Below are 11,520 nucleotides of genomic sequence, written 5' to 3' on the forward strand. Positions count from 1 at the left end.
AACAGGCTGCTATGGAAAGTATGGAAGACATTAAAAGGATGTTGGACAGTACTACCAAGATGATTTTTATTACCGCAGGAATGGGTGGGGGAACAGGAACAGGTGCAGCACCTATCATTGCTCAGGCAGCCAATGAGGTAGGAGCACTGACTGTTTCTGTCGTAACCAGTCCGTTTAAATTTGAAGGTCGCAAGAGAGCGAAACTTGCAAAAGATGGTCTGGAGGAGCTGAAACGTGAAAGTGACTCTATCATTGTGGTTCCAAACGAAAAACTCCTTTCAATCGTCGAGAAGAATCTTGGGATCAAAGAGAGTTTTAGAATGGTTGATGATATTCTTGCACAGGCAGTCGGTGGTATCTCTAAAGTGATCCTTTCTCATGGAGAAAATGATATCAACCTTGACTTTGCCGATGTTAAAACGGTTATGAGTCATAGAGGTCTTGCTCTTATGGGTGCAGGATACAGTACTGGAACCAATGCAGCCTATGATGCAGCAAAAGCTGCAATTGAGTCTCCATTACTTGACAATATCTCTATAGACGGTGCGATGGGTGTACTTGTACACTTTGATATCCACCCTGATTATCCTATCATGGAGATCGGTGAAGCTATGAGTATTGTAGAAGAGAGTGCAGATGAAGACGCATCTGTTATCTTTGGAACAACAACAAATGAAAATATGGCTATCGATGAAGTGAAGATCACTATCGTTGCTACTGGCTTTGAAGATAAAAACGCTGTTGCTGAACCAACAGTAACAAAACAAAAAACACTTTTAAGTGCTAACACTTGTGACATCAATACAGTAAGAAGTAAGATGGTCGTGGGTGGATACAATGGTGAGAATGAAGATATTTTAGATGTCCCTACTTTCCTTAGAAAGCAAATGGACTAAATAACCCCTTTATGATTTGAAACAGAGAAACTCTTCCTTCTCTGTTTTACCATTCCCTACAATTTTTCCCTTTCTATTAATTATATTTTGATATGATTCCCCCAAACAATACTTATGGACACACTATGAAACATTTAAAAAAACTTTCAACGATGGCAACAGCTACCGGTCTTGGTGCTCTTTTAGCTACCGGTGTTACAGGTTGCTTCAGTAATAATGGACAACAGCAAGAAGAGAGTAAAGCACAAAATGCTTTTGTCATTATAGAAGAGACTGCTCCTGGAAGATACCAGATAAAAGATGAGTTTCCAGCAGATGAAACACGTATCGTACTTAAACAACTTGATGGTACTGAACGTGTATTGACCAAGCCTGAAATGGATGCTCTCGTTGCAGAAGAAGCAGCCAAAATTGACAATGGTACTTCTAACCTTACCAAGGAACAAAACCCTCAAATGTCACAACAAGGTGGTATGGGGCTAGGAGAAATACTCCTGTCAAGTATCGCTGGAGCAATGATCGGATCATGGATAGGCTCTAAACTTTTTGGTAACCAGAACTTCCAGAACAACAGAAAAGCAGGATACAAATCTCCTTCTACCTACGCAAAAAGCCAAAAAAGTTTTAACAAGACTAATAAAAGCAGTAGTAAGAGAAGTGGTTTTTTTGGAAATAAAAGTTCTTCAAGCCGCACGGGTGGCTTCTTTGGTGGTTAAGAGATGGTAAATTTACAGAAAACAACTCCTTTAGACACAGACTATTTAGAATCACTCGGATTTGTATGGCATACAGACAGTGATGAAAGCAGTTATATCTCTGATGAACTTGTTATCCTCTCTGAAGCTGAAGCTGAAGCCTATTATGAAGCAACCAATGCACTCTATGACATGTATGTAGAAGCAGCTGAACATGTTGTCGAAAATAATCTCTTTCATGAAATAGGTATACCGTTTAACCTTGTTGATGTCATTAAAGAGTCATGGCAAAGCGATGTACACTGGCATCTTTACGGACGTTTTGACTTAGCCGGTGGCGTAGATGGAAAACCGATCAAACTTTTAGAATTTAATGCAGATACACCTACTGCACTTTTTGAAACAGCTATCGTCCAATGGGCGATGCTTAAGCAAAACAACCTTGAAGAAGAGAGCCAATTCAATGGACTTTACGAGGCACTTATAGACAATTTTAAACGTCTGGTGACACTGGAAGAAGATGTTTCTACTTTTGAAGAACGTTATGATGGATGGAACTTCCTCTTTACTTCTGTCAAAGGAAATTCCGAAGAAGAAAATACTGTAAGGCTACTGCAACATATTGCCACCGAAGCAGGCTACGAAACTGAGTTTGCCTATATTGATGACATAGAGTTCTCAGTAGAAGACGGTATATTTTATGAAAATAAGAACTATGAACTCTGGTTTAAACTTATCCCTTGGGAAGACATTGCACTAGAAGAGTCAGACTTGGCGATGCTTCTTACAAACATTATCAAAAATCAAAAAGCTATCATCTTCAATCCTGCCTATACCCTACTCTTTCAAAGTAAAGGACTACTCAAGATACTATGGGATCTCTATCCCAACCATCCTCTTCTACTTGAAAGTTCTTTTGAGCCTTTGGAAGAGACAAAACAGGTAAAGAAACCTGTTTTTGGAAGAGAAGGTGGAAGTGTAAGTATTATAGATGAAAAGTCTAATGATATTGAAGCTGTACCTGGTGACTACGATAATCATAAGATGGTCTACCAAGCCTATACAGAACTAGCAACTGACACACAAGGACTATCTTATCAGGCAGGTGTATTTTATGCCTACGAAGCCTGTGGACTTGGTTTTAGAAAAGGTGGGAAGATATTGAACAATATGTCTAAATTTGTAGGCCATATTGTTAAAGGATAAGTAACTATATGCTCCCCCCCTTAGAAAACCTTATAAAGTTATATATTTTGTAAGGTTTTGATCTTTTTCCCCTCAAGTGCTATACCAAATTATCTTTCTACAACCCCTCAATAACTATTTTTCTATGTTTTAACTGAGATTTTAGGCACCCATTTTGTAAATTATGTCATATATATCACTAGATAGTGTATAAAAGTAACATAGTAAGATTATTTTTACTAATAAAACTATTTAGTGATACATGCTATGGTAATGCTATACTCTTGACATAAGATAACTTATAGCTGCATTGCAGTTAATTCAAAATATGGAGTGTCAAAATGGGAATTTTCAAATTTATATTTACACTAATGCTTGCAACTTTTTTAACGGGAAACTTAAATGCATCTGATAAAAAAGTTATTACATGGAAACTTGCACAGACATGGGGAACAGGAATGCCTATCTTTGGTGAGGCTGTTACAAACATGGCTGAGAGAGTCAAAAAAATGTCTAATGGTAGACTTATCATCAAAATTGATTCAAAAAACAAACACAAGGCGCCTTTCGGTATTTTTGACTTTGTAAAGTCAGGCCGCTATCAAATGGGGCACTCAGCATCTTACTACTGGAAAGGTAAAGACATGAAGACAATGTTCTTTACGACAGTACCTTTTGGTATGATCGCTACAGAGCAATACGCATGGTTCTACTACGGTGGTGGAATGGAACTTTCTAAAGAAGTATATGGGAAACATGGCTTAATGTCATTTCCTGGTGGGAACACAGGAAACCAGATGGGTGGTTGGTTCAAAAAAGAGATGAATACTGTTGAAGATTTCAAGGGTCTTAAAATGAGAATCCCCGGTTTTGCGGGTGAAGTACTCTCTAAACTAGGTGCCAGTGTTGTCAACATTGCTCCAGGTGAATTATATACAGCACTTGACAGAGGTACTATTGATGCCTTAGAATGGGTTGGGCCTGCACTTGATTTAAAGATGGGCTTTCATAAAATTGCACCTTACTATTATACGGGATGGCATGAGCCGGCAACAGAGTTGCAGTTTTTAATTAACGAAAAAGCTTTCAATAAACTTCCTGCTGATCTTCAAGAGATCGTGAAAGAAGCTATGAAATCATCAGCTTATGATATGCTTAGTCAGTCTATAAATGATAATGCTGTAAGTCTGGCAAATATCAAAAAAGATTATCCAAATGTTCAGATCAAAACATTCTCTAAGGATATCATGACTAGAATCAATGCAGAAACAGATACACTTCTAAATGAAATGTCTGCAAAAGATCCAATGGCTAAAAAAATTATTGACCATCAACGAGCGTACTTAAAAATGGTACGTCAATGGACAAATATTTCTGATTTCGCTTATTTAAAGAGTTATTAGAAAAAGCTATTTGCTTCCGCTATTTGGAAGCAAATATTTTTAAATTATAGACAATACGACGAAAGAGAAAAGATGCTACTTAGACTAGAACGTATAATTGACACTACTGTAGACAAAATTGGTAATTTCAATGCTATTATCATGATTGCACTGATGCTTAATGTCTGTTATGACGTTATCATGCGCTATTTTTTCCACAACAGCAAAATCGCCTTTCAAGAATTAGAATGGCATTTATTCTCTTTTGTAATATTGATTGGTATAGCGTACACGCTAAAAGAAGATGCTCACGTAAGAGTGGATGTCTTGTTTGAACATTTTAAGCCAAAGACAAAGGCAGTGATCAATATCATAGGTTCTATTCTCTTTATTATACCTTTCAGCCTACTGATCATATATGGTGGGTATTTGTATGCGTATGAAGCTTACTCAATATCAGAAATAAGTCAGGACCCGGGCGGGCTATCGCACAGGTGGATAGTAAAATCATTGATTGCGACCAGTTTCGTACTCTTAATCTTTGCAACAGTAGGTTTTATAATCAGAAATATCAATGTGTTTTTAAATATAGAACAACCCACAGAACATCATGCAGATGATAATATTCTCTAATCACTCTCGAGGTACTTTTAAATGATCGCAATTTTTATGTTTGTCACAGCCTTATTGCTTCTTATAGTTGGCTTTCCGGTTGCCTTTACTTTTGCAGGTGTTGCCATAATATTTGCACTTATTACTGAAGGTTTTCTTGGAACCATTGATCTTTTTACAATGATGCCGTATCGTATCATGTCAACCATGACAAATACAATTTTGATGGCAATTCCTCTTTTTATCTTTATGGGGATAGTGCTACAAAAAAGCAAGATGGCAGAGAAACTCCTTGAATCAGGTGGCATGCTTTTTGGTTCTGTAAGAGGCGGTTTAGCCGTTTCAACCATACTTGTCGGTGCAATGCTTGCAGCTTCAACTGGTGTCGTTGGAGCATCTGTTGTTGCAATGGGTGTTATCGCTCTTCCTGTAATGCTTAAACATAAATATGATCCCAGTCTTGCCTCTGGAGTTATCTGTGCCTCTGGAACACTTGGACAGATCATCCCCCCATCAATCGTACTTATCATACTTGCTGATGTTATGTATGTCCCTGTAGGTGATCTATTTAAAGCCGCTGTTATCCCAGGACTTACGCTTGTGGGACTCTATTTACTATACGTACTGGTCGTGGCATATCTCAATAAAAATGTAGCACCGGCAATTGTCTTTGAGCATGGCACTGTCTCTAAGTCACAACTGTGGAAAATCGCACTAAAAGCTATGGTACCTCCACTTGTACTGATCATATTTGTGCTAGGTTCTATATTTTCAGGTATTGCCACAGCAACAGAGTCCGCAGCTATCGGGGGTATCGGGGCACTTTTCTTATCTTTTTTATATGGAGAGTTTTCGTTCAAAATGATGCATGAAAGTGCTCTTGAGACAGCAAAAATCACCAGTATGGTCTTTGCAATCCTTATTGCAGCAACGGCATTTTCTATGGTCTTTTCAGAAATGGGAGGAGATGTTATCGTCGAAGACTTTATGATGAGTCTCCCTGGTGAAAAATGGGGCTTCTTAATTCTCTCTATGCTAGCTATTCTTGTACTTGGATTTTTTATTGATTTTGTAGAGATATCATTTATCGTTGTACCTATTCTTGCGCCTATCGCAGCAAATCTTGGGATAGACCCTGCATGGTTTGCAATTTTGATCGCGATGAATCTGCAGACATCTTTTCTGACCCCACCTTTCGGTTTCAGTCTTTTTTATCTCAAAGGTGTTGCTCCCCCATCAGTAACAACGAAGCAGATATATAAAGGTGTTCTTCCTTTTATTGCGATACAGGTACTAGTGCTGATGGGTATTGTTATATTCCCAGGTTTTTTTGGATTTAATGTATAAAGAAAGAAAGAAAGAAAGAGGAAAATTCAAATAAAAAACTTTATTGTCAAATACTACAAGAGTTTTCATTTGTAATTTTTCCATTTTCTTTAACATATTCTATACCCCAGTCAAACATCTCTTTTAGAACTGGTTTTAATCTTCTTCCTATGGGAGTAAGAGAATAGACAACTTTAGGTGGTACTTCTGCAAATACCTCTCTTTTGATTATGTTTTTTTCTTCTAATTCTCTTAGTTTTATAGTTAAAGTTTTTTGGCTAATTTCACTTATGTCTTCACTTAAGTCTTTAAACCTTTTATCCTGTTCAAGTAAATACCAAATAACAGCTAGTTTCCATCTATCATTGAAGATATCCATTGTTACGGACACAGAACATTTATATTCTTTATCGTTTATATAATACATTTTTGTCCTTTATAGGCTTTATTGTAACAAAAAAAATTTAAAGTATCATTACTTACCTAAAGTATCGTAAGCGATATTTAAGTTGCAAATGATTACAATTTTCTACAATTAAAAAATAAAGGAATATTTTATGAACAACTTCACATATTACAATCCAACAAAAATAGAGTTTGGAAAAGAAAAAGAAAACAACATCGGTGAGTACCTGGAACAATCAGGTATTAAAAAAGTGTTATTGGTATATGGTGGTGGTAGTATTAAGAAAAACGGTCTTTATGACAAAATTATAATTTCACTTAATAAGAACAATATAGCATTTGAAGAACTTTCTGGAGTTGTAAGTAATCCTCTTTTAAGTAAAGTAAATGAAGGAATAGAAATAGCTAAAAATACTAATATTGAAGCTATTTTGGGAGTTGGTGGTGGTTCTGTTGCAGATAGTGCAAAAGCAATAGCTGTCGGAGCTAAATATGATGGAGACGTTTGGGATTTCTTCATAAATAAAGCCACAATCTCAGAAGCACTACCTGTATTCACTGTTATGACACTATCGGCAACAGCAAGTGAAATGAATGGGAATTCTGTAGTTATGAATGATATAACAAAACAAAAGTATTCAATAGCTTCTGTTTTAGTAAACCCTGTAGTATCTGTAATTAATCCTGAACTAATGGCAACAGTCAGTCCTGAATATTTAGCTTATTCTGCTGTTGATGTTATTTCTCACTGTATTGAAGTATATTTTACTGCAAGTGTACATCCGAATTTTAATTCTAGAATTGTTGAGTCTATTATTAAAACAGTAATGCAAACAACTGAAATATTAATAGAAAATCCAAATGATTATGATGCACGTGCCGAGTTTGCATGGGCAGCGATCCAAGGGCTAAATGGCTTAACGCCTGCAGGAACAGGGGGTGGAAGTTTTCCAAATCACATGATAGAACATTCTTTATCGGCACTGTTTAATGTACCTCATGGAGCTGGACTGGCTGTGGTAATTCCTGCATGGATGAAATGGTACAAAGTACAGAATATACCTCAATTTAAAAGATTTTCAAAAGAGATTTTTAATAGCGAAGATGAAAATGTAGGGATAGAAAAGTTAGAGAATTGGTTTTCTAAGATAGGCGCACCTGTAACATTAAAAGAGGTAAATATTCCAAGAGAATCTATAGAGGAATTAGCCATAAATGCAAATGAATTGGCAAATCTATGGGGATTTGGTGCATTGTACCCAACTGGATCCATTATAGAAATATTAGAAAAAGCATAAAAACAAAAGGAAAGATAAATGAGAAATGAATTAATGAATGCCATGGATTTTAGACATGCATGTAAAGTTTTTGATGATACAAAAAAGGTTACGCAGGAGGATATGAAATATATTCTTGAAGCAGGTAGAAAATCACCATCATCTTTTGGTATCGAAGCATGGAAATTTTTAGTTATCACAAATGATGAATTAAAAGCAAAACTAAGACCTGCATGTTGGGATCAAGTGCAAGTTACATCTTGCTCTCACCTTGTAATAATTTTAGCCGGTATTGATAGTGTCAAAGTAGAATCAGGTGAAGTTGAAAAAAGATTTTCAAGAAGAGAAATGCCACAAGAATCATTAGATTTTTATATGGGACTTTATGCTGGTCACTTAAAAGACACACTAAGTAGTAACGAAAATATTTATGCTTGGACTTCAAAACAATCATATATAGCAGCTGGGAACATGATGACAGCAGGTGCATTACTTGGCATTGATTCTTGTCCTATAGAAGGGTTTGATAAAAAACAGGTAGAAGAGATATTAGAACTTGACACTACTAAATACCAGTTATCAATGGTTTTACCTTTTGGATATAGATTAAACCCGCAAGCAAAACAATTAAGACTGGCATTTGAAGAAGTAGTTGAGTTTATCGATTAAAAATATAAAAAGGAAAATTCATGTCTAAATAAGATACCAGTTGAAGACATAATTATACATGCAAACATTCATTTATATAGGATATAAGATGAGAGAGAAACTATAATATGTCTAATTTTTCGAGGCATCGGGTGAAGTAGTTTTCTCTACTTCACTTTTCTCTTTCTTTTCACAATCAATAGAAACAATCTCCACTTCATCACTGTCAATACGTGCAGCAGTCAGTTGACCACCCCACAAACATCCCGTATCTAAAGCCAGTACATGTTCATCTTCATAGAATCCCAAGGTTGACCAATGTCCTATGATAATACGCAGGTCAATGTCTTTACGATCATTACATTCAAACCAGGGTATTAGCCCTTTTTCTCTTAGCTCATCCGTAGGCGGACCTTTTTGGTCAAAATCAAGTCTATGATCAGCGTCACAAAAACGCATACGTGTAAATGCACTGACAATATAACGGTCAATATCTATGAGACTTGCATCACGGTTAAAACGGTTACTTCCTTTTTTAAACATTTGTTCCAGCCAAATAGATGCCTGATCACTCTGCAGTTTCTCCTCAACACCTTTAGCATACATTATAGCCATACCCAAGTCAAACTCAGGGGAAATACCCGCATGAGCCATACAATACCCAAGTTGATAATCCACATGTAAAAACTTTTGTCCTCTAAGCCAATCTATGAGCTTTTTAGCTTCCGACGACTCAAGTATTGGGTCTATGGATGGATTGGATTTTTTGATACCATAATAGGCTGCTATAAGAGTAATATCATGATTACCGAGAATTATTTCAACACTTTCTTTTATACTGTAAAGATATTCAAGTGTCTCGAGTGAACCTTCACCTCTGTTGACCAGATCTCCTGCAACCCAAAGTTTGTCTTGACTGGCGTCAAAGTTTATCTTTTCCAATAAGGCTCTAAAGGATTTGTAGCACCCCTGTATATCACCTATAGCCCATACTGCCATTACATATATCCTAAATGTTTTTTATATTTGGCTGACTTGTCATCAAATGTCATTTTTGCATACGCAGCCGAAGGTGAAGGTAAATACACTGTCTCTATATCAAGGTGGGAGAAATGTGTTTTAAAAAGTGCCTCTGCTTTTTTACCTGTAAAAGCCAATTTGGTAATACTGGGATATTCTTCTAAAAAAGTAGCCAGATCATTGACTTCTTCATTTTCCAAAGAACTGTCAAGTGAGTTCTCTCTACTGCATACTTTTACCATATCCCAAAGTCCAAACTTACACTCTTTGAGCAGCCAGATTTTCTGGTCACGGTTGTTCACAGGATAGGAAGTAACACTTTCAAGAAGTTTCCAAAACTGATTACGAGGATGGGCATAGTAAAAGTTCTTTTCAAAAGATTGAATACTGGGGAAAGAACCCAGTATCAGTATTTGGGTATCTTTAAAGACTACCGGTTTGAAAGGATGTTCTAACATTTCACTCATACCCACTACTTGCATGCCTTGCGCATATTTTGTACTATTAACACCAGCAGGGCCAAAGAAAAGATCTTAAAGTTGATCTCACTTCCTTTATGCGTGTTGATGAATGCTACTGACTTAGTCATTTCTACACCCTGCTCTTGCATCGCAATAATATCAGGGATGTAGTACTGGGAAAAAAGTAGCCCCGTTGCTAACACAAAAAATGTTGCTACCTGTGTCACTGTATCTCTCTCAAATTTTTTAAACTTATAACCTTCATAAAGAACCACAAAAGCAATCAATACATTTACGAGAAATGAAAGTCTCAAAAAATTCTCTGTCATGATCTGACCCTCTTGGAACCTTGTCAACACATCAGCACCTAACCATTGTTCTGTATGAAATGTAACCGGTGCTACTACAATACCCGCAAAAAGTCCTGCTCCAAGCACCGCACTCAAAAGTATGATGTATCCCATAGTTACCATTCTAAAATATTTATTCATTTATTTTTTCCTCATTAAAATTTAATTATAAACCCACGGTCAAACTGTGCCATGTCCTTGTAAAATCTTATGTATTCTACACCGATTTGATTAACAAACTCTTGTAGTGGTTCTTTTTGATCATACCCCATCTCACAGGCAAGATATCGGATGCCTCTCTCCTTCACATCCACAATGATCTGCTTGAGTAACTCATCACCAACCCTTCCGCCAAAAAGTGCTTCTTTGGGTTCATAGTCAATGACATTGGATTCAAGTAAAAAATCTTCTGCAATATAAGGAGGATTAGAAACCACCAACTCCAATTCTTCAGGTACCTCATCTATAAGATTAGACTTACGAAGTTCTATCTGTTGACTCAATCCAAATGTTTCGATATTTTTCCCTGCCACTTTTAGTGGTGTATCGCAAATATCAGTAGCGATAATATGAAGCAGAGGAAACTTACGGGCCAACACGATAGAGATGGCACCAGATCCTACTCCTATTTCAGCAATTCTTGTGATATTTTCTTTTTCAATGATCTCAGCTACCAGGTCTATAAGTATCTCTGTCTCAGGTCGGGGGATAAGTACCCCCTCTTCTACTCCCAAATGAATGTCATAAAAACTGGCAGACCCTACGATGTATTCGTAAGGTTCATCGGCAGCTCTTCTTTGGATAAGTTTTTTAAAAGCATCTACATCGGCAAAACTATCCAGATCATGTGTCAATAAATACATACGATCTTTCCCAAGATGATAGGCCAAAAGTAGTTCTGCTTCGAAAGCTGGACGTTCACAAGCCTCTTGAAGTTGTGCTCTTGCCCAGGACAGCCCTTCTTTAATCGTCATTTCTGTCCATATGTGTAAAGATACCATCTTTAGGCAGTGACTCTTCGTCACCTACAATTGTGTTGGATGCATCAAACCCCAGTTCTTTGAGTCTTTCCAACACTGGAGGGTGAGTATAGTAAAAAAATATCACCAATGGATGTGACTTTGGAAATGACTTGTTCTCTGTAACAAGTTTCATAAGTGCCGATACAAGATTTTCTTTACCGCCCATCTGTGAACCAAACTCATCTGCTGCATACTCATTATGACGACTCACGTAAGACATAAATGGCGTAAAGACAAAACT

Annotated in this window: 14 protein-coding genes; 8 read left to right on the top strand and 6 right to left on the bottom strand. The window is 36.8% G+C overall.

The window, feature by feature from the left end:
- The 6 genes from ABYK33_RS09300 to ABYK33_RS09325 form a co-directional block, all read left to right on the top strand.
- The coding region (locus ABYK33_RS09300; protein ID WP_373032877.1) for a cell division protein FtsZ at positions 1-896 on the top strand (896 nt) is incomplete at its 5' end.
- A 125-nt stretch (positions 897-1,021) separates the two neighbouring features.
- Positions 1,022-1,612 (top strand): UPF0323 family lipoprotein, encoded by a 591-nt coding sequence (locus ABYK33_RS09305; RefSeq protein WP_373032878.1) that lies wholly within the window; start codon positions 1,022-1,024, stop codon positions 1,610-1,612.
- A gap of 3 nt (positions 1,613-1,615) precedes the next feature.
- Positions 1,616-2,797, top strand: coding sequence for a glutathionylspermidine synthase family protein (locus tag ABYK33_RS09310; protein WP_373032879.1), 1,182 nt, complete (start codon positions 1,616-1,618; stop codon positions 2,795-2,797).
- 320 nt (positions 2,798-3,117) lie between these two features.
- A complete protein-coding gene (locus ABYK33_RS09315) occupies positions 3,118-4,179 on the top strand; it encodes a TRAP transporter substrate-binding protein (protein WP_373032880.1) in 1,062 nt (353 codons plus the stop codon).
- A 72-nt stretch (positions 4,180-4,251) separates the two neighbouring features.
- Positions 4,252-4,791, top strand: coding sequence for a TRAP transporter small permease subunit (locus ABYK33_RS09320; protein WP_373032882.1), 540 nt, complete (start codon positions 4,252-4,254; stop codon positions 4,789-4,791).
- Between the two features lie 21 nt (positions 4,792-4,812).
- Positions 4,813-6,117: a TRAP transporter large permease subunit gene (locus ABYK33_RS09325; RefSeq protein WP_373032883.1), complete on the top strand. Its 1,305-nt coding sequence runs from the start codon at positions 4,813-4,815 to the stop codon at positions 6,115-6,117.
- 46 nt (positions 6,118-6,163) lie between these two features.
- On the opposite strand, the gene ABYK33_RS09330 is transcribed toward ABYK33_RS09325, so the two are convergent.
- A complete protein-coding gene (locus ABYK33_RS09330) occupies positions 6,164-6,523 on the bottom strand; it encodes a winged helix-turn-helix transcriptional regulator (RefSeq protein WP_373032884.1) in 360 nt (119 codons plus the stop codon).
- A 130-nt stretch (positions 6,524-6,653) separates the two neighbouring features.
- On the opposite strand from ABYK33_RS09330, the gene ABYK33_RS09335 reads away from it, so the two are divergent.
- Both ABYK33_RS09335 and ABYK33_RS09340 read left to right on the top strand, forming a co-directional pair.
- Positions 6,654-7,799: an iron-containing alcohol dehydrogenase gene (locus ABYK33_RS09335; protein ID WP_373032886.1), complete on the top strand. Its 1,146-nt coding sequence runs from the start codon at positions 6,654-6,656 to the stop codon at positions 7,797-7,799.
- 18 nt (positions 7,800-7,817) lie between these two features.
- The gene (locus ABYK33_RS09340) at positions 7,818-8,447 is read left to right on the top strand and encodes an NAD(P)H-dependent oxidoreductase (protein ID WP_373032887.1); all 630 of its coding nucleotides are present in this window, start codon (positions 7,818-7,820) and stop codon (positions 8,445-8,447) included.
- 111 nt (positions 8,448-8,558) lie between these two features.
- Here the strand turns inward: ABYK33_RS09340 and ABYK33_RS09345 are convergent, their stop codons facing one another.
- From ABYK33_RS09345 to ABYK33_RS09365, 5 genes are all read right to left on the bottom strand, one after another.
- Positions 8,559-9,425 carry a symmetrical bis(5'-nucleosyl)-tetraphosphatase gene (locus ABYK33_RS09345; protein WP_373032888.1) on the bottom strand — a complete coding sequence of 289 codons (867 nt, stop codon included), beginning with the start codon at positions 9,423-9,425 and terminating at the stop codon, positions 8,559-8,561.
- On the bottom strand, positions 9,425-9,913 hold the full coding sequence (locus tag ABYK33_RS09350) for a DNA-deoxyinosine glycosylase (protein WP_373032889.1): 489 nt from the start codon (positions 9,911-9,913) through the stop codon (positions 9,425-9,427). Before ABYK33_RS09350 ends, ABYK33_RS09345 begins: the two co-directional genes overlap by 1 nt.
- A 5-nt stretch (positions 9,914-9,918) precedes the next feature.
- Positions 9,919-10,398: a DUF4149 domain-containing protein gene (locus tag ABYK33_RS09355; RefSeq protein WP_373032890.1), complete on the bottom strand. Its 480-nt coding sequence runs from the start codon at positions 10,396-10,398 to the stop codon at positions 9,919-9,921.
- Between the two features lie 14 nt (positions 10,399-10,412).
- Positions 10,413-11,231 (bottom strand): peptide chain release factor N(5)-glutamine methyltransferase, encoded by an 819-nt coding sequence (gene prmC / locus ABYK33_RS09360; RefSeq protein ID WP_373032891.1) that lies wholly within the window; start codon positions 11,229-11,231, stop codon positions 10,413-10,415.
- On the bottom strand, positions 11,221-11,520 hold a 300-nt coding region (locus ABYK33_RS09365), incomplete at its 5' end, for a M48 family metalloprotease (protein ID WP_373032892.1). The genes ABYK33_RS09365 and prmC, both read right to left, overlap by 11 nt.

The sequence above is a fragment of the Sulfurovum sp. genome, assembly GCF_041562805.1.
Lineage (GTDB): Bacteria > Campylobacterota > Campylobacteria > Campylobacterales > Sulfurovaceae > Sulfurovum.